Annotated in this window: 13 protein-coding genes, 1 tRNA gene, 1 other RNA gene and 2 pseudogenes; 5 read left to right on the plus strand and 12 right to left on the minus strand. The window is 71.7% G+C overall.

Going from position 1 to position 18,547, the window contains the following annotated elements; translation table 11 throughout:
* Positions 1-38: 38 nt before the first annotated feature.
* The 6 genes from ACFUK0_RS16285 to ffs all read right to left on the minus strand — a co-directional run bounded on the left by ACFUK0_RS16285 (position 39) and on the right by ffs (position 6,190).
* Positions 39-1,319, minus strand: a complete 1,281-nt coding sequence (locus ACFUK0_RS16285) for an aspartate kinase (RefSeq protein WP_380250521.1) — start codon at positions 1,317-1,319, stop codon at positions 39-41.
* 381 nt (positions 1,320-1,700) lie between these two features.
* Positions 1,701-2,342 carry a DUF5063 domain-containing protein gene (locus ACFUK0_RS16290; protein ID WP_380250549.1) on the minus strand — a complete coding sequence of 214 codons (642 nt, stop codon included), beginning with the start codon at positions 2,340-2,342 and terminating at the stop codon, positions 1,701-1,703.
* Between the two features lie 34 nt (positions 2,343-2,376).
* On the minus strand, positions 2,377-2,976 hold the full coding sequence (gene recR / locus ACFUK0_RS16295; RefSeq protein WP_380250523.1) for a recombination mediator RecR: 600 nt from the start codon (positions 2,974-2,976) through the stop codon (positions 2,377-2,379).
* Positions 2,977-3,181: 205 nt separating this feature from the next.
* Positions 3,182-3,523 carry a YbaB/EbfC family nucleoid-associated protein gene (locus ACFUK0_RS16300; protein WP_380250525.1) on the minus strand — a complete coding sequence of 114 codons (342 nt, stop codon included), beginning with the start codon at positions 3,521-3,523 and terminating at the stop codon, positions 3,182-3,184.
* 304 nt (positions 3,524-3,827) lie between these two features.
* Positions 3,828-6,014, minus strand: coding sequence for a DNA polymerase III subunit gamma and tau (locus tag ACFUK0_RS16305; RefSeq protein ID WP_380250527.1), 2,187 nt, complete (start codon positions 6,012-6,014; stop codon positions 3,828-3,830).
* Between the two features lie 79 nt (positions 6,015-6,093).
* An RNA gene (gene ffs, locus ACFUK0_RS16310) (signal recognition particle sRNA small type) lies at positions 6,094-6,190 on the minus strand.
* 128 nt (positions 6,191-6,318) lie between these two features.
* On the opposite strand from ffs, the gene ACFUK0_RS16315 reads away from it, so the two are divergent.
* A tRNA-Ser gene (locus ACFUK0_RS16315) sits at positions 6,319-6,403 on the plus strand.
* A gap of 161 nt (positions 6,404-6,564) precedes the next feature.
* Here ACFUK0_RS16315 and ACFUK0_RS16320 read toward each other — a convergent pair.
* Positions 6,565-6,885 (minus strand): type II toxin-antitoxin system Phd/YefM family antitoxin, encoded by a 321-nt coding sequence (locus ACFUK0_RS16320; protein ID WP_380250529.1) that lies wholly within the window; start codon positions 6,883-6,885, stop codon positions 6,565-6,567.
* Positions 6,886-7,829: 944 nt separating this feature from the next.
* Here ACFUK0_RS16320 and ACFUK0_RS16325 point away from each other — a divergent pair.
* Together ACFUK0_RS16325 and ACFUK0_RS16330 are read left to right on the plus strand one after the other, a co-directional pair.
* Positions 7,830-8,591: a dienelactone hydrolase family protein gene (locus ACFUK0_RS16325; RefSeq protein ID WP_380250531.1), complete on the plus strand. Its 762-nt coding sequence runs from the start codon at positions 7,830-7,832 to the stop codon at positions 8,589-8,591.
* Between the two features lie 201 nt (positions 8,592-8,792).
* Positions 8,793-10,001, plus strand: coding sequence for a hypothetical protein (locus ACFUK0_RS16330; protein WP_380250533.1), 1,209 nt, complete (start codon positions 8,793-8,795; stop codon positions 9,999-10,001).
* A 120-nt stretch (positions 10,002-10,121) separates the two neighbouring features.
* Here the strand turns inward: ACFUK0_RS16330 and ACFUK0_RS16335 are convergent, their stop codons facing one another.
* Positions 10,122-11,057, minus strand: a complete 936-nt coding sequence (locus ACFUK0_RS16335; protein WP_380250535.1) for a LysR family transcriptional regulator — start codon at positions 11,055-11,057, stop codon at positions 10,122-10,124.
* A gap of 137 nt (positions 11,058-11,194) precedes the next feature.
* On the opposite strand from ACFUK0_RS16335, the gene ACFUK0_RS16340 reads away from it, so the two are divergent.
* Positions 11,195-12,430: an MFS transporter gene (locus ACFUK0_RS16340; protein ID WP_380250537.1), complete on the plus strand. Its 1,236-nt coding sequence runs from the start codon at positions 11,195-11,197 to the stop codon at positions 12,428-12,430.
* Between the two features lie 55 nt (positions 12,431-12,485).
* Here the strand turns inward: ACFUK0_RS16340 and ACFUK0_RS16345 are convergent.
* From ACFUK0_RS16345 to ACFUK0_RS16360, 4 genes and pseudogenes are all read right to left on the minus strand, one after another.
* Positions 12,486-13,457, minus strand: a pseudogene (locus ACFUK0_RS16345) (chitinase); the annotation flags it as partial.
* 243 nt (positions 13,458-13,700) lie between these two features.
* Positions 13,701-14,264 (minus strand): annotated as a pseudogene (locus ACFUK0_RS16350) (carbohydrate binding domain-containing protein); the annotation flags it as partial.
* Positions 14,265-14,650: 386 nt separating this feature from the next.
* Positions 14,651-17,068, minus strand: a complete 2,418-nt coding sequence (locus ACFUK0_RS16355; RefSeq protein WP_380250539.1) for a calcium-binding protein — start codon at positions 17,066-17,068, stop codon at positions 14,651-14,653.
* A gap of 294 nt (positions 17,069-17,362) precedes the next feature.
* Positions 17,363-17,875 (minus strand): PadR family transcriptional regulator, encoded by a 513-nt coding sequence (locus ACFUK0_RS16360; RefSeq protein WP_380250541.1) that lies wholly within the window; start codon positions 17,873-17,875, stop codon positions 17,363-17,365.
* A gap of 91 nt (positions 17,876-17,966) precedes the next feature.
* Between ACFUK0_RS16360 and ACFUK0_RS16365 the strand changes: the two genes are divergently transcribed.
* Positions 17,967-18,521 (plus strand): hypothetical protein, encoded by a 555-nt coding sequence (locus ACFUK0_RS16365; RefSeq protein WP_380250543.1) that lies wholly within the window; start codon positions 17,967-17,969, stop codon positions 18,519-18,521.
* Positions 18,522-18,547: the final 26 nt, after the last annotated feature.

Consider the following 18,547-nt stretch of genomic DNA (forward strand, 5'->3'; position numbering starts at 1 on the left):
TTCTGACAGTCCGTCTCGAAAGACGCCCTGAAGCAGGCTCAGCGGCCGGTGCCGCCGTAGACGACGGCCTCGTCCGTGGTGCTGTCCAGACCGAACGCGGAGTGCACGGCGCGGACGGCCTCGGTGACGTCGTCGGCCCGGGTGACGACCGAGATCCGGATCTCCGAGGTGGAGATCAGCTCGATGTTGACCCCGGCCTCGGAGAGCGCCTCGAAGAAGGTCGCGGTGACCCCCGGGTTGGAGCGCATACCCGCGCCGACCAGGGAGATCTTGCCGATCGCGTCGTCGTAACGGAGCGACTCGTAGCCGATGCCCTCCTTGACCCGGCCCAGCGCGTCGATGGCCTTCTGGCCCTCGGCCTTCGGGAGGGTGAAGGAGATGTCGGTCAGACCGGTGGCGGCCGCCGAGACGTTCTGCACCACCATGTCGATGTTGACCTCGGCATCCGCGATGGCGCGGAAGATGCGGGCCGCCTCGCCCGGCTTGTCCGGCACGCCGACGACCGTCACCTTGGCCTCGGACGTGTCGTGGGCGACTCCGGAGATGATGGCCTGCTCCATCTCGCCCCCTTCGGGCTTGGTCGGGTTGGTGCTGCTGACGATGGTCCCCGGAAGTCCGGAGAAGGACGAGCGTACGTGAATCGGGATGTTGTAGCGGCGCGCGTACTCGACACACCGGTCGAGCAGCACCTTGGAGCCGGACGAGGCCAGCTCCAGCATGTCCTCGTACGCGATCCAGTCGATCTTGCGGGCCTTCTTCACCACGCGCGGGTCGGCGGTGAACACGCCGTCCACGTCGGTGTAGATCTCGCAGACCTCGGCCTTCAGCGCGGCGGCCAGGGCCACCGCGGTGGTGTCCGAACCGCCGCGTCCGAGGGTGGTGATGTCCTTGCTGGACAGCGAGACACCCTGGAAGCCGGCCACGATCGCGATGTTGCCCTCGTCCAGGGCGGTGCGGATGCGGCCGGGCGTCACGTCGATGATGCGCGCCTTGTTGTGGACCGAGTCGGTGATGACCCCGGCCTGACTGCCCGTGAACGACTGGGCCTCGTGGCCCAGGGATTTGATCGCCATGGCCAGCAGCGCCATGGAGATCCGCTCTCCGGCGGTCAGCAGCATGTCGAACTCACGGCCGGCAGGGATGGGTGACACCTGCTCCGCGAGTTCGATGAGCTCGTCCGTCGTGTCGCCCATGGCGGACACCACGACGACGACCTCATGGCCGTCCTTCTTGGTGTCCACGATCCGGCGTGCCACGCGCTTGATGCCTTCGGCATCCGCAACGGATGAGCCGCCGTACTTCTGCACGACAAGGCCCACGTGCGCTCCTCGACTTGAGTCGGTTTTCCGGGGGCCGAGGATTGGCGCGGGTGGCGCCTCACGGCCCCCAGGCCCCCTAAGTGCCGGGGGTTCTGCGGTCCGCGCCAGTCTACCGAGCGGGGGTGGTCCGACCAGCGCTTTCCAGCTGGTGAGACATCCGTTCCAGGATTCGGACAGTTCTCCGACGCACCGACGGGCAGGTCTGCGGGCGAGTCGGTGCGGACCCGAAGAATCGGCGGGCTGCGGCTGCCGGGCCCCGGAATTCTTTGCCCGGCCACGGCCGGAAAGTTTTTCCGAGGCCTGCGTCACAGTCCCCGCCCCACGGCCGCCCCACGCCGGTTTCCACGCGTTCCGCTGCTTCGGAGCACCCCGTGGCGCGGCCTACAGCCCGAGTTCGGCCGCCATCAGGTCGCCGGCCTGCTGCTCCAGCTGCTCGTCCGTCAGCCCGTCGTCGTCGGTGTCCGCGCCGTCCGCCGCCGCCCCGATCGGGCTGTCCAGGCGGACGTGCGCGATCAGCGACTGCAGCGCGCGCAGGACCGCGGAACAGGTCGAACCCCAGTTGGACAGGTAGGAGAACTGCCACCACCACAGCGCCTCGCTCACCCGGCCCTCGCGGTAGTGCGTCAGCCCGTGCTGCAGCTCGCTGACCACGCCCGCCAGGTCGTCCGAGATCCGGAACGCGTTCGGCTTCTCCGGCGGCCCGTACGGGTCGAAGACCTCGTGGTAGACGTCGATCGGCGCCAACAGCTCCGCGAGCCGCTCGCGCAGCTCCACGCCGTCCGGCTCCGGGCCCGTGTCCGGCTCGAAGCGGTCGTCCGGCAGGACGTCCTCGATCGCGCCGAGGCGGCCGCCGGCCAGCAGCAGCTGCGACACCTCCAGCAGCAGGAGCGACACCGCGCTGCCCGGCTCGTCGCCCTTCGCCACCTCGGTGACGGCCAGGACGAAGCTCTCCACCGAGTCCGCGATCTGCACCGCGAAGTCGTCGGGCTCCGAACCCTGGGCGTGCGTGTGGGCGCCGTGCATCCCGGTCCCGTGCGTCCCGGTCCCGTGCGTGTGGTCAGACATCGAGCAGTCGTCTCCCTTCGAAGGCCCGGCCGAGGGTGACCTCGTCCGCGTACTCCAGGTCCCCGCCGACGGGCAGACCGCTCGCCAGCCGGGTCACCCTCAGGCCCATCGGCTTGCACAGCCGGGCCAGGTAGGTGGCGGTCGCCTCCCCCTCCAGGTTGGGGTCGGTGGCCAGGATCAACTCGGTGACCGTACCGTCCGCGAGCCGCGCCAGCAGCTCACGGATCCGCAGGTCGTCCGGGCCGACGCCCTCGATCGGGCTGATCGCGCCGCCCAGCACGTGGTACCGCCCGCGGAACTCCCGGGTGCGCTCGATCGCCACCACGTCCTTGGACTCCTCGACCACGCAGATCACCGCGAGATCGCGCCGCGGATCCAGGCAGACCCGGCACCGCTCGGACTCCGCGACGTTGCCGCAGACCGCGCAGAACCGGACCTTGTCCTTGACCTCCAGCAGCGTGTGCGCCAGCCGGCGGACATCGGTGGGGTCGGCCTGCAGGATGTGGAAGGCGATCCGCTGCGCGCTCTTGGGCCCGACGCCGGGCAGCCTGCCCAGTTCGTCGATCAGGTCCTGAACCACGCCCTCGTACAACGTCGCGCCTTCCCTCGTACCTGCCCGCGGTCCCGGTCAGGGGCCGCCGGTGCCATCATCCAACGAATCGGGCGCCGGACACACCGTCCGACGCCCGACTCCCGCACAAATCACACAATGCCCGGCCCGCGCGAACTGCTCGGACGGCCCGGCCTGCTCAGGGCGCCCGTGACGTCCGGGACGCTCAGAACGGTTTCCCGGACGCTCAGAACGGCAGGCCGGGGATGCCCCCGCCGCCCAGGCCCTGGGTCAGCGGGCCCATCCGCTCCGCCTGGATCTTCTGGGCCGACTGGTTGGCGTCCCGGACGGCCGCCAGGATCAGGTCGGCGAGCGTCTCGGTGTCCTCCGGGTCCACCGCGGCGGGCGCGATGGTCAGGCCGACCAGCTCACCGGCCCCGGTCACCGTCGCCTCGACCAGGCCACCGCCCGCCGAACCGCTCACCTTCGCCTCGGCCAGCTCCTGCTGGGCCCGGGCGAGCTCCTCCTGCATCTTCTGCGCCTGCTTCAGCAGCTGCTGCATATTGGGCTGGCCACCACCGGGGAACACGGCTCACTCCTGCCTGAGTACGAACACCTTGGTACGGACTGGATCACGCCACCACGGCACACCGCGGCCCGCATGGCGCACCACGTGGCGTACGGCGGCGTACGTCACTGGCGAGCCTACGTGCTGCGGACGGCCGACGCGGGCGTACCCGGCGCGGAACCCGTCCGGCCCGCCCCCGGCTCGCCCCTCCACCCCTGTCCCACCGCGATGAGCCCTGACTCCCCTGGCTCCCCCTGTGGCCCCGGTGGCCCCGGTGGCCCCTGTCTCCCTCGTCGCCCTTATCGCCCTTATCGCCCTGCGACCGCTACCCGCCCGTGTGGTGGATCTCCTCCAGGACCGTGGCGCCCAGCTCGCGGATGATCAGCTCCTGCCCGGAGAAGGAGCTCTCCCCCGGGGCCGTCCCCGGCCGGGGTGCCTCCTCCTCCGGCGAGGGCATCGGCGGCACCGGCGCGGGCGGGGCCTGGACCTGCGGGGCCGTCCCCGGGCCCGGGGCCCGGACCGGCGCGGGCTGCACGGCCGGCGCAGCCGTCGGCGTGAACGCGGCCGACGGCTGCGGCGGCGCCTGCTGCTGCTGCTGCGGTGGTTGATGTTGTTGCTGCTGTTGCTGTTGCTGCTGTTGTGCGGCGGGGTGGGTCGGCTGCTGCGGCGCGCCCCAGCCTCCACCGGCGTTGCCACCGCCGGCCGGAGCGGCCTGGGTGCCCGCGCCCGAGGGGTCGACGATGCACTCGATCCGCCAGTCCACGCCCAGCGCGTCGGCGAGCGCCTGCTTCAGCACGTCGTCGCTGTTGCTGCTGACGAAGCTGTCCCGGGCACCCGCGTTGATGAACGAGACCTGGAGCACACTGCCGTCGAAGCCCGCGACCTGCCCGTTCTGGCTCAGCAGGATCCAGGTGAAACGACGGCGGTTCTTCACCGCCTCCAGGATCTGCGGCCACATCTGCCGAACCTGCCCCGCCCCCTGCGCCGCAGCGGCGGACGGCTGGCCGCCGGTCGCCGGCGCGGCCTGCACGGTCGGTACCGGTGCGGCCTGCACCGGCGCGGCGACCGGAGCGGGCGCCGACGTCGGCGCACCACCGGCCGGCGGGAAACTGCGCGCGATCGGCCACGCCCCGGGCGCGGGCCCGGCCGGCGCGGCGGGCGGCGCCTGCGGCTCCGGCGCGGCCGCCGGTGCGGGCATCGGGGCCTGCACGGACGCGGGATGCTGCTCTGCGGCAGGCGCCGCGTAGGCGGCCTGCGGGACGGCGGGCTGCGGGGCAGCGGCCATCGGCGGAACGGCCATCGGCGCCGCTGCCATGCCCGCCGGGGCCGCCATGCCCGCCGCGAAGCCGCCGGCCGCCGCACGGCGCTCCAGCTTGTCCAGCCGGGCCTGCAGCGACAGCTCGTCGCTGTACGCGCCGGGCAGCATCACCCGGGCGCAGATCAGCTCCAGCTGCAGGCGGGGCGCCGCGTTGCCGCGCATCTCGGTCAGCCCGGTGTTGACGATGTCGGCGGCCCGGCTCAGTTCGGCCGCCCCGAAGGAGTCGGCCTGCGCCTGCATGATCGCCACCCGGTCCGCCGGGGCGTCGATCAGACCCTTCTCGCCGGCGTCCGGCACGGTCGCCAGGATCACCAGGTCCCGCAGGCGCTCCAGCAGGTCCGTCACGAAACGCCGCGGATCGTGCCCGCCCTCGACCACCCGGTCGATGACCTGGAACACCGTCGCCCCGTCCTGCCCGGCGAAGGCGTCCACCACCTCGTCGAGCAGCGCCGAGTCGGTGTACCCGAGCAGCGCGGTGGCCATCGTGTACGTCACGCCGGCCTCGTCCGCGCCCGCCAGCAACTGGTCCATCACCGACATCGAGTCACGCACCGAACCCGCGCCCGACCGCACCACCAGCGGGAACACCGAGTCCTCGACCTGGATGCCCTCGCGCCCGCAGACCTCCGCGAGGTAGTCGCGCAGCGTGCCGGGCGGCACCAGCCGGAACGGGTAGTGGTGCGTCCGGGAGCGGATCGTCCCGATCACCTTCTCCGGCTCCGTGGTCGCGAAGATGAACTTGAGGTGCTCCGGCGGCTCCTCCACCACCTTCAGCAGCGCATTGAAGCCGGCCGAGGTCACCATGTGCGCCTCGTCCAGAATGAAGATCTTGTACCGGCTGTGCACCGGCGCGAAGAACGCCCGCTCCCGCAGGTCACGCGCATCGTCCACACCACCGTGCGAGGCGGCGTCGATCTCGATCACGTCGATCGACCCCGGGCCGCCGGTCGCGAGATCCCGGCAGGACTGGCACTCCCCGCAAGGAGTCGGCGTCGGCCCCTGCTCGCAGTTGAGGCAGCGCGCCAGGATCCGCGCGCTCGTCGTCTTGCCGCAGCCGCGCGGGCCGCTGAACAGGTAGGCATGGTTGACCCTGTTGTTGCGCAGGGCCTGCTGGAGCGGAGCGGTCACGTGCTCCTGCCCGATGACCTCGGCGAAAGTCTCGGGGCGATAGCGGCGGTACAGGGCTAGGGACACACCACCGACGATATCGGGACGCACGGACAAACGCGGCGCCCGTCACCCACCCAACCGGGCCACCACCGGCCCCGGAGAACGCAAAGACCCCTCGTGCACCCGCCAGAGCCCTCCTACCCTTGCTGCCTTCCGGCCCTGGGGGGGTTCAGAGAGATAACGCCACACGAGGGGCTGCCCCCAGAGTAGCGGATCCCGGGCCCACCTCCTACCGCCGACCCCACTCTCGGATCCGCAGGCACCCACCCACGACCACCTGCGGATAGCTGGTCGCGAGCACCCCCAAACATGTACTAAGCTCTCCCACGGAGGATTCGCCTAGTGGCCTAGGGCGCACGCTTGGAAAGCGTGTTGGGGGCAACCCCTCACGAGTTCGAATCTCGTATCCTCCGCCTCTGCCAGCCATGGCAGCTCGAAGGCCCCGACCGGGAAACCGGCCGGGGCCTTCGGCGTTCCACCCGCTTTGGTCCGCGTGGACCATAGCTCGACTGCGGGAACTCCGGTGGCAGCAGACCCGCCTTGAGGCGCACCGCCGACCATGCGGCTCCGGCGCCTACAGGTGCTTCGGCTTGCGCCTCATCGGCCAGCCGGTTGAGCCAGGGCTTCTCAGTCTCTTCGGCCGCCGGCTCAGACGCCGGTACTCGGCGATGTCGATCACTACGGCATCCTGCTTGCTACGCCGAGTGATGACCGTCGGGGTCTCGTCCCGACGCGCGCGGTCAAGAACATCCACAAGCTGGCTCCGGAGTTGGGCCATGGATGCAATCACGGGGTCGCTCATGCAATGAACGCAACAGATGTGAATCTGTGCCACAAGGCATCCGCGAGCCGGGAAGGCGGCACCCTGAAGCCATGGTTGCGGTTTTGGTTGCATTCACTCCCGTCAGACCCGTCGGATGCGTCAGAGCACGGCGAGGCTGTGGCTCCTGGGATCACCCTCGGCGAGCCGGTTGTGATGTAGCAGGCCGACCAGGGACGTAAGGACTGCGGCGCGGCCGCAGGGGTGGTGCGGTCAGAAGTCCGAGAGCCCCGGGTCGTCGGCGCTCGGGGCCGGCTGCTCCGGCCTCGGGCGCTGTGTGCGGACGCGGCTCGCGTGGGCCACCGTCACCGCCGAAGGGACGCCGACGCGGAGGGCAGAGAGCCCCACCGGGAGCAACCCCCGTCAACGGCGTCGGTGAGACGTACGCGGTGTCGGACGTGCCGTCCACGACCCACGCACGGACGGGTGGCGAGCCGACGTCGCCCTCGATGGTGACGGTGAACGGCCGGCCGCCGCCGTCCGGGGTGAAGTTGCCGGAGCAGGACGTCGACGTTCCCGCGTTGGCCACGGTGTTGTCGTACGTCCGGCAGTCGGCTTCGGTCACGGTGCCGGGCTTGCCCCACAGTGCCGCCCGCAGCTCTCCGGTGAAGTTCGTCAGCACGACGTAGGCCAAAAGCAGCCCGACCAGGCAAGCCAGCGCCGGCCACGGCGCGGGTCCGACCTGCTCCGGTTGCCCGTCCGGAACGTCCTCGCCCTCGCTCATCCCCACCCCCGGGCCGCCGACGGACCTCCCTGGTGACCGCACGGGAGCACCCTCGGAAGCCCTTGTGCGACCACGGCCGTGATCCGCACTTCGGTGCGCAAGCCGACCTCTCGACCGGTGCGCCCCGCCGCGCACCCCGTGCGGACGGCCAACGGCGGCAGCCGGTGGAGATTGTGTCGGGGACACCCCTACGGGTTCGGATCCCGTGCCCTCCGCCGGCGGACGGCCCGGCGCCGGGACCAGGTGAGAAGGTGGAGTCCGGAAGGGCTTCCCCCCAAGAAAGCAGGTCCCGGGCATGACGGCCGTACAAGGCAGCACTGTCGAGATTCCGACCCAGGACGGCACGGCGGACGCCTACTTCGTCCGCCCGGCGGGCGACGGGCGGTACCCCGCCGTGCTGCTCTACCAGGACGCGTTCGGGCCGCGGCCCGCGCTGAACGCGATGGCCGACCGGCTGGCCGCCGAGGGCTACGCCGTCCTGACGCCCAACGTCTTCTACCGCCATGGCCGCGCCCCGGTGGTCGAGCTCCCCGCGCACATCGACCACGACAACCGCGGCGCGCTGTTCGCGCAGCTGATGCCGCTGATGCAGGGTCTGACTCCCGACCTGGTGGTGGCCGACGCGCACGCCCACCTCGGCTGGCTCGCCGACTGCCCGCAGGTCGCCGACGGGCCGATCGGCATCACCGGCTACTGCATGGGCGCCCGGCTCGCCCTGCACACCGCGGGCGCCTTCCCGGACCGCGTGGCCGCCGTCGGCGGCTTCCACGGCGGCCGGCTCGCCACCGACCAGCCCGACAGCCCGCACCTGGCGGCCGCCACGATGACCGCGGAGGCGTACTTCGGCCACGCCGACCAGGACCAGTCGATGCCGCCCGAGCAGCAGGAGCGCCTGGAGAAGGCGTTCACCGAGGCCGGCGTCACCCACCGCTGCGAGGTCTACCGGGGAGCGGGGCACGGCTACACGCAGTCCGACACCTCCGAGTTCGACTCCGCGGCGACGGAACGTCACTGGGTCGCGCTGCTCGACCTCTTCGACCGCACCCTGCGCGGCTGACGGCGGGCACCCTCGCCCCGGGTGGGGCCGTTACGGAGGAGCGGGCGCCGTACCGGCCGCGCCCGGGCGCGGCCCGGGCCGCGCCCGACCGTGGTGGCGACGGCCTCGGATCCCGCTCCCGCCCCCCAGGTGTTGCGCCCTGCCCCACCCGCCCCTATCGTGTGCGAACGTCTGTCCACTTCGCGACGGGGGCTCGTCCTGATGAAACGTCAGTTCAGAACCACAGCAAGCGCGATACTCGCGGCCGGCCTGCTCGTCGCCGGTGTGCTCGTCGGCGCGTCACCGGCGGCGGCCGCTGCGGCGCCGACGGTGCTGCCCGCGTCCGAGTACACCCTCACCGCGGACTACCACCGGTTCGACACGCTCAACTCGGCCCTCGTCACGGCACTGGGGACCTCCCCCGTGCACACGGTGATGGAGAACGCGAACCACGTCCGGCAGGCTCTGCCCGCGTCCTTCTCCGTCGGAGGCCTGTCCACCGGCTTCCGGTTCGACGACGGCGACGACTCCGACTGCCAGAGCTTCCCGCAGGGCATCACGACCAGCCGGGACGCCGTCGGGACCGCGAACAGCGGCAACTACGACGGCCACCAGCTCGTACTGGTGAGCTGGTACACCAAGGACGAATGCGGCGGCACGCAACAGCGGCGCAGCCGGATCACCCTGGCCGACTGGGACGCCGACTTCCCGAACACCTACCGCAAGATCCTCCTGGTGGAGCCGACCGGCACCGCGGCGGCACCGGACTTCAAGGACATCCCGATCCACGCCGGCGGCGTCTCGTGGTACGGCGACCACCTCTACGTCGCCGACACCGGGCAGGGCATGCGCGTCTTCGACATGCGCAAGATCCTCAACACCGACAGCGGCGGCACCGCCGACCAGATCGGCCGCGAGTCCGGGACCGTCTACCACGCCCACAACTACGCCTACGTGCTGCCCCAGATCGGCACGGTCACGGCGCAGACGACCTCCGACGACAGCCTGGTGTGGTCGTCGATCTCCCTCGACCGGGTCAGCCGGTCGATGGTGATGACGGAGTACACCTGCCCGTCGGGCTGCACCGACTACCCGAACCGCCCGCCGAGGGCCGTCCGCTTCCCGTTCGCCTCCGGGGCGACGACGTTCGCCGCGACGACGACCGCCGGCCAGGCCCTCCGACTGCCCTGGTACAACCTCAACGGCGTGGCCTCCCACAACGGCCGGTGGTGGTTCAACTCCTCGGGGTCGAAGAAGCTCTACTACTGGACCCCGGCCGCAGGACCCTCCACCTTCGCCTGGGTGGGCGGCGGCGAGAGCCTCTCCTACTGGGAGGACGCCACCACCTCGGACCTGCTGTGGTCGCTGCAGGAGCCGGCGGGCGGACGCAACGTCTTCGCCGTCACCCAGGCCACCTACGGCGGCGGCTGAGCACAGGAGCTGTGGCAGCCCGAAGGCCCGGCCGGGAGAACCGGCCGGGGCCTTCGGCATCTCGTCGTCCCTGGCCCCGGACCCCGGACCCAGGTGCGGGCTCGGGCCCGATGGCGGCGTTCAGCGCCGGATCACCCAGTCGGGGGTCCACGTCCCGGCGGCGTCGTGGCCGGTGGTGGTGGCGGCGAGGTGGGACCGGAGGGTGGCCAGCGCCGGGTGGGGGTTGTCGCGGTGCCACAGGAGCGAGTGCGGGTACACGGGCGTCGGGGCGGTCACCGGGATGCGGCGCAGGCCGTGGCCGGCGGGCCAGACGAGGCGGATGTGCTCGCCCATGAAGGTGGCCAGGGCCGGGGTGTCGGCGATGGTGTCGAGGAGCGCGTCGGAGCCGAAGTTCGGGCCGGTCGCCTCGATGGTCAGGCCGAACTCGGCGACGAGGTCGTCGTAGTAGGCGGCCCATTCGGTGCCGGGGGCGATGCCGGGCATCCAGATCCGGTGCCCGGCGAGCTGGGCGACGGTCACCGACCTGGCGCCCGCCAGCGCGTGGGCGGGGCCGGTGAGGAGCTGGAGGGGCTCGTCGAGCACCCGGACGGACTCGATGTCCTCGGGCAGGGGCCGGCCGGGCGCGGCGACGGCACGGAAGGACGCGTCGATCGCACCGGACCGGATGGCGGCGACGGCCGTCTCCACGTCGAACAGCATCACCACGTCGAGGTCCGTCCCGGGGTGCGCGCGATGGAACCCGCGCATCAGGCCGGACGCCGCGCCGCGCGAGTTGATCACGTCCACGCGCAGCGGACGGTGTCCGGTGCGCACGGACGCGACCGCGCGCTCGGCGGCGCGCAGCAACTCGCGCGCGTGGGGCAGGAACGCCTGCCCGTCGATGGTGAGTTCGGCGCCGCGCGCGGTGCGGGTGAACAGCCGGACGCCGAGGTCGCGCTCCAGCGCGGCGATGCGCTTGGAGACGGCCTGCTGGGTGATCGACAGGTCGGCGGCGGCCTTCTGGAACTGGCCCGCGTCGGCGGCGGCGACACAGGTGCGTACGGTTTCGAGATCCACGCCCCGACCCTACTGAACAACCAGCGGTTGTCACTGGACGGCCGGATGGTTGTTTGACCTGGTGTTGTGCTCCCCGCTTAGCTCTCATCGGTCAACGGTTGTTTGTCCGACCGGTACTTCGAGGGGGCACGCCGGGCATGGTGGGCAGGAGGCCGCTGGGCCGGCAGTTCGGCTGGCTGTGGGCGGCGTACGCGGTGAGCGCGTACGGGTCCGGGCTGGGGTTCGGGGCACTGCCGCTGATCGCCGTGCTGGTCCTGCACGCCGGGCCCGCCGAGGTGTCCGCGCTGTCCGCGGTGGGGCCCGCGGTGGGTGCGCTGATCGCGGTGCCGCTCGCGCCGTGGGTGGAGTTCCGGCGCAAGCGGCCGGTCATGATCGTGATGGACCTGATCCGGTTCGCGGCCCTGGCGTCGGTCCCGGTCGCCCACGCCTTCGGCCGGCTCGGTATCGCCCAGTTGCTCGTGGTCTCGGCCGTGCTCGCCGCGGCCAGGATCACGTTCGGCGCGGCCAGCGGCGCCTACCTCAAGGCGCTCGTCCGCCCCGACGACCTGCTCGTGGCCAACGCGCGCTTCGAGTCCACGAACTGGAGCTCCATCGCGGTGGGGCCGCCCCTGGGCGGGGCGGCGGTCGGCCTGTTCGGGCCGCTCGTCACCGTGGTGGCCGACGCAGTCAGCTACCTGCTCTCCGCGCTGGGCATCACCGCGATCCGCGGCCGGGAGGAGGCGCCCCGGCCGGCCGGCGGGAGCCCGGTCCGGGCGGGCGGACTGATCGACGGCTGGCGGCACATCATGGGCGATCCGGATCTACGGGCGCTCTATCTCAACAACCTGCTCGTCTCCGGTCTGATCATGGCCACCGAACCGCTGCTGGCCGTGCTCATGCTCCGCCGGCTCGGGTTCCCGGCCTGGCAGTACGGCCTCGCCTTCGCCGTCCCCTGTCTCGGCGGGCTCATCGGCTCCCGGCTGGCCCGCCGGGTGGTGGCCCGCCACGGGCGGCACCGGGTCTTCCGGGTCGTCGGCACCCTGCGCGTCGTCTGGCTGATCGGCCTGGCCTTCGTCCGTCCCGGCGTCGTCGGCCTCCTCACGGTGATGGCCGTCGAGCTGGCGGTCGTCGTCAACATGAGCCTGTACACCCCGGTGCTCGCCACCTACCGGCTCGAACGCACGCCGAGGCATCTGGTCGCCCGCACCCTGTCGGCCTGGTCGATCGGCCAGCAGTCGTCGATCGCCGTCTTCACCGCGCTCGGCGGGCTGCTCGCCGGCCGTACCGGCCCTCGTACCGCTCTCGCGGTCGTGGGACTGCTCGTCCTCCTCACCCCGCTCCTGCTTCCCCGCGGGAGGGCCCCGGGAGCGTCCAACACTCCCGGGGCCCGGTGATCAGCGCGGAATCTGCGCGGACTCTGCGGGGAACCAGCGCGGAATCAGCTGAACGTCAGCGCCCCTGGAGGGACTTGACGTTGTCGCCGAAGGTCCAGCCCTTGGAGCCGTCCCAGTTGATCGACCAGGTCATGAGCCCCTTCAGCTGGCCGCTGAAGGAGTTGTAGGCCTGGCTGACCAGGCTCGGCGCCATGTAGCCGCCACCGGCGCCGGACTGGGCCGGCAGGCCGGGCACCTGCTTGTCGTACGGCACCTTGATCGTGGTGCCCTGGATGACCAGGCCGTTGTTCAGGCAGGTGGTCTGCGCGGTGAAGCCCTGGACGGTGCCGGCCGAGTAGGAGTCGCCGGAGCAGCCGTACATGCTGCCGTTGTAGTACTGCATGTTCAGCCACCACAGGCGGCCGTTGTCGACGTACTTCTTGATGATCGGGAGGTAGGAACCCCAGATCGAGCCGTAGGTGACGCTGCCACCGGTGACGTACGCGGTCTCGGGGGCCATCGTCAGGCCGAAGCCGGCGGGCATCTGGGCGAGGACGCCGTCGATGATGCGGATCAGGTTGGACTGGGAGGCGGACAGCGTGTTGATGCTGCCGCTCCCGGACAGGCCGGTCTCGATGTCGATGTCGATGCCGTCGAAGTTGTACTTCTTGAGGATCGGGACGACGGTCGCGACGAACTTGTCGGCGACCGTGCTGGAGCTCAGGTCGATGCCTGCGGCGGCGCCGCCGATCGACATCAGGAGCGTCGCCCCGGCGGCCTTGGCCTGGCACATCTCGGCGGGGGTCGAGACCTTGACGCCGGCGTCCATGCCGTCCTGCCACAGGACGGTGCCGTCCGAGAGGATCACCGGGAAGGCGGCGTTGATGACGTTGTAGCCGTGCGCGGCGATCCGGCTGTCCGTGATGGGGACCCAGCCGAGGCCGGGGTGGACGCCGTTCGAGGCGCCGTCCCAGTTCTCCCAGTAGCCCTGCAGGACCTTGCCCGACGGCTTGGGCTTCGTGGCGCAGGTCTCACCGGCGGTCGGCGTGGCGGTCGATGTGACGGTCGGCGTCACCGTGGGGGTGACGGTGGGCGTCACCGTCGGAGTGACGGTCGGCGTCACGGTGGGGGTCACCGTCGGCGTGACAGTGGGCGTCACCGTCGGCGTGGGGCTGCTGCCGCCGGGACCGGTGAGCGACACGTCGTCCGCGTAGTACGCGGGCTGCCCGTACCAGCCGTGCAGGTAGACGGTCACCGAGGTGGTGCTCGCCCCGGTGGTGAAGCCGACGCTCAGCTGGCTGTACGCCGGGCTGCTGGGCGTCCAGGTGGACGGGGCAGTGGTGATGCCGGTGCCGGTGGCGCCCAGGTACACGTAGCTGCCCTGGACGTAGGCGCTCAGCGTGTACTGGGAGTTGGGCTGCACACTGATGGTCTGGGCGCACTGGGCGTTGTCCTGGCCGCTCGGCGTGCCCTTGAGCGCGGAGGTGCCGGCGTGGACCGGGCTGGCGACGGCGGCGCCGCCGGAGCAGGTCCAGCCGGAGAGTCCGCTCTCGAATCCGGGGTTGGCCACCAGGTTGGGGGTGGCGGCCCCGGCCGTGACGGATCCCGCCACGACGACGGCGGCACCGATGACGGCTGCGGCGCTCACGCCGGCGACGGAGCGTCGCAGGACGGTCGGCCGGTGCGTGGGGCGGCCGGCCCGGTTCACCTGCGATGCGCGTTCCAGGGGCGCCCGTTGCGGGTGCGTGGCCCGCAGTGGATCGCCACCGGTCAGGTCGCCTTCGAGGCGGCCGGGAGCCGGACTGGGGCGGAATTCACCCGACAGACGTGGAGTACGTGACCTCCGACGGAACATGCTGTGCTCCCTTCCCGCCGAGCGTCATGGACATGACCGACGCGTGGGGGCGTGACGCCCGGCTCTGGGTGAGGTGGGGACATGTGGGGCTGTGCCGCACCGGATCGTAGAAGGGGTGGCGGGGCGCGTCAATAGGTCTGGACCAAAATAGGTCTGGACCAATATCGACGGAGGTGACCCGGCCGGCCGAGGACGATCCCGCAGGGTTCCACGTGCGGGAGGATCGGCAAGTCCTTCTGCACCGGGCCGGGTTGAGGTCCGACGCGACGGCGTCGGCGGCCGGGCGCCTGCGACCCCGCGCGGTCGTGGGCGCAGGTCGAAGGCCCGGACCACCCAGTGGTCCGGGCCTTCGGTGGCGCGGTCGGGGTGCCGTGCTCCGGTCCCCGCTAGGGGCAGCTGATGACCGTGTCGCCCGGCGTGGTGGTGCAGGTGTCGACACCGGAACCGCCGTTCAGGGTGTCGGTGCCGGGGCCGCCGTCGAGCCTGTCGTTGCCGAGTCCACCGGTCAGTGTGTCGTTGCCGAGTCCACCGGTCAGTGTGTCGTTGCCGGGCCCGCCGTTCAACGTGTCGTTGCCGGAGCCGCCGTCCGCCATGTCGTTCCCGGACCCGGCGTAGACGATGTCATCGCCGCCGCCCGCACTGATGGAGTCGTTGCCGCCGAAGGCGCAGATCACGTTGTTGCCGCTCGTGCCGACGAGGGTGTCGGCGTTCCTGGTGCCGAGGATCGTGCAGCCGTGGGCGTTGTTCACGGTGGCGGTCGCCCGGGCGGTGTTGTTGGCCGGTACGGGGTCGGACTGGGCGGCACTGACCGTCGCGGTGTCGGAGACCGTACCGGTGGCGGTCGGTTCGACGGTCACGGTCACCGTGGCTCCGGCGCCGGGCGCGAGAGTGCCCAGCGCACAGGAGGCCGTGGTGGCCGTGGTGGTGCAGGTGCCCTGGCCGGGCACGGCCGACACCAGGGAACCGGGACCGCTGACGATGTCGGCCAGCGTCACCCCGGTGGCCGGCAGGGTGGCACTGTTGTTGGTCACCGTCACGGTGTACGAGGGGACATCGCCCAGGCTGACGGTGGCCGGCCCGCTCTTGGTGACCGACACGTCCACGCCGGCGGGGGGCTGAACGGCGGTGGCCGCCGTGGCCGTGTTGTTGGCCGGTACGGGGTCGGACTGGGCGGCACTGACCGTCGCGGTGTCGGAGACCGTACCGGCGGCCGTGGTCCCCACCGTCACGGTCACCGTGGCTGCCGCGCCGGGCGCGAGAGTGCCCAGCGCGCAGGAGGCCGTGGTGGCCGTGGTGGTGCAGGTGCCCTGGCCGGGCACGGCCGACACCAGGGAACCGGGACCGCTGACGGTGTCGGCCAGCGTCACCCCGGTGGCCGAGAGGGTGGCACTGTTGTTGGCCACCGTCACGGTGTAGACGGCCTGACTGCCCGCGCTGACGGTGGCCGGCCCGGTCTTGGTGACCGACACGTCCACACCGGCCGGGGCACCGGCGCCGCCCTCGTAACGGGCCAGGGCGAAGTCGTGGCCCGGCCCGCCGTACCCGGCCGCGAGGATCCGCCCGTCGGACTGCACCGCCGTGGCGAGACCGTGGTCGAGGCCGCCGTTGAAGTCGGTGGTGACCCTGCCGTCGCCGCTGAAGCCGGTGTCCAGGCTGCCGTTGACGTTGTAGCGGGCCAGCGCGAAATCGCTGAGGTCGACCGCCACCGTGTCGCCGGCGACGACGATCCGGCCGTCGGACTGCACCGCCACCGCGTAGGCGACTTCGCTGCGCCCGAAGTCGGTGGTGACCCTGCCACCGGTGCCGAAGCCGCCGTCGAGACTGCCGTTGGTGTTGTAGCGGGCCAGCGCGAAATCGCCGCCCGTGTAGCCGGCGGCGACGATCCGGCCGTCGGGCTGCACCGCCACCGCGTGCCCGAACTCGACGCCGCCGAAGGAGGTGGTCACCTTGCCATCGCCGTCGAAACCGGTGTCCGGGCTGCCGTTGGCGGTGTAGCGGGCCAGCGCGAAGTCGTAGTCGCCGACGCTGTTCCCGGTGTAACCGGCGGCGACGATCCGGCCATCGGGCTGCACCGCCACCGCGCGGGCCTGGTCGGCTCCGCCGCTGAAGTCGGTGGTGACCCTGCCGCCGGTGCCGAAGCCGGTGTCCAGGCTCCCGTCGGCGGCGAGGCGGGCCAGTGCGAAGTCGCCGCCCGTCACGCCGGCGGCGACGATCCGGCCGTCGGACTGCACCGCCACGCCGAAGGCCTCGTCGACGCCGCCGGTGCCGAAGTCGACGACCACTCTGCCGCCGGTGCCGAAGCCGGTGTCGAGGCTCCCGTCCGTGTTGTAGCGGGCCAGCGAGAACCAGTTGAAGCCGCCTTCGGGCACCTCGCTGCGGCCGGCCACGACGATCCTGCCGTCGCTCTGCACCGCCACCGCCTGGGCCTCGTCGGAGCCGCCGTTGAAGTCGGTGGTGACCCTGCCGCCGGTGCCGAAGCCGGTGTCCAGGCTCCCGTCGGTGTTGTAGCGGGTCAGCGCGAAGTCGTCGAAGTTGCCCGCGTAGCCGACGGCGACGATCCGGCCGTCGGACTGCACCGCCACCGCGCGAGCCTCGTCGGAGCCACCGCCGAAGTCGGTGAGCACCGTGCCGCCGGTACCGAACCCGGGATCCAGGTCGCCCGGGGCCGCCAGCGCGAGCCCGGGGACGGCCAGTACGAGCGCCAGGCCCGCGGTCGCGGCGACCCCGGACCGGCCGGGCCACCGGCCGCGTCGTTCTGCGGCTCGCCCGAACCGTGGTCGCAGACCAGAAACGAACATGGGCATGCAGTCCACTCTGCCTCTCATCGTCATGCGGCCGGCCTCCGTGACCCGTGACCCGCATGGCGGCGGTACCGGCGGCGGTCTCTCCTCGCAGGCACCTCACGCACCCGCCGCCCCGGGGCCGCAGCTTCGGAGGAAGCGCTCTGCCCGAGGCGTTCGGCCACAGCTTCCGGGCCGCCACGGCGCCCGGCCCCCACCGCCGGGCCGGGCTGCGCCCAGTGGCGGCCGGAATCCACCCCCGCGGGTGAGGACCGTGCGATCCCGTGCGGGCATCCGGCCGGGAAGCGCCGGCGGTCGCTACCGGATCTGGCCGGCCGCCCATTCGGCCCACTCCCGGCGCATGGCGTTGAACCGCAGGCCGTACTCCAGCGTGATCCTGCCGTAGACGGACAGGTTGTCGTCGTCCCAGTCGACGGAGTCCTCCAGCCGGCGCAGGCTCTCCTCCCCCTGCTGGGACAGCTCGACCAGCTCGGTGAGGTAGCCCCGCGCCTGCTCGGGTGTGAGCACCCCGAGGAAGAAGACCCGCAGCAGGACCTCGCTGCGGGTGTTGCGCTGCGGCTTGGTGGCGGTCAGCCAGTGCCGCAGTTCGGCCAGCCCCGCGTCGGCGAGGGTGTACTCCTTCCGGCCGCGCGGGCCCTGTGCCGTGACGCTGATCATTTCGGCGTCGGCGAGCTTGGACAGCTCCGTGTAGATCTGGCTCTGGGTGGCGGGCCAGACGTTGGCCAGCGAGGTGTCGAAGCTCTTGAGCAGGTCGTACCCGCTGGCCGGGCGTTCGGAGAGGAGTCCGAGAAGGGCGTGTCGAAGGCTCATGCCGACCACCCTACATTCCACTATTGACATGTCACTAGTGCAGACTCTAGTTTCGACATGTCAGAACAGGAACATTGAACGGGGAGCTCCGATGTCGTACCTGCGCACCTTCCTTCCGTGGATCGTCTTCGCCGTACTCCCGTCCGGCCAGTGGCAGTGGGCCGCGCTCGCCGCCCTGGTGGTGGCGGTGGCGGTGACCGTCCAGCAACGCAGGTCCGGAGCGGGCTACGACGCGTTGATCATCGAGCTGGGCTCCGCGGTCTTCTTCGCGGCCCTGACGGCGATCGCCTTCGCGGACCCCCACTCGGGCGTGCACGACTACTCGGCGGCCCTGTCCTCGGCCACCCTGGCGGTCATCGCCGGAGTCTCGCTGCTCATCGGCAAGCCGTTCACCCTGGGCATCGCCAAGCGCGGCACGCCCCGCGAGGTCTGGGGCCTCAAGCCGTTCGTCCGGGCCAACGTCGTGATCACCGCCGTGTGGACGGCGGCCTTCCTGGTGACGGCCGCCGTACTCGCGGTCATCGCCCACGCCGGCGACGCCCACTCGGCGGTCGCCACGCTCGTCCAGGTCGCCGGGTTCGCCGTCCCGATGGTGTTCACGGTCCGTTACGTCGCCGCCGTACAGGCCAGGGCAGGCGCCCGGTGAACAGACCGCGCGTGGCGACCACCGAG

Source organism: Kitasatospora sp. NPDC057223, from assembly GCF_042669755.1.
Lineage (GTDB): Bacteria > Actinomycetota > Actinomycetes > Streptomycetales > Streptomycetaceae > Kitasatospora.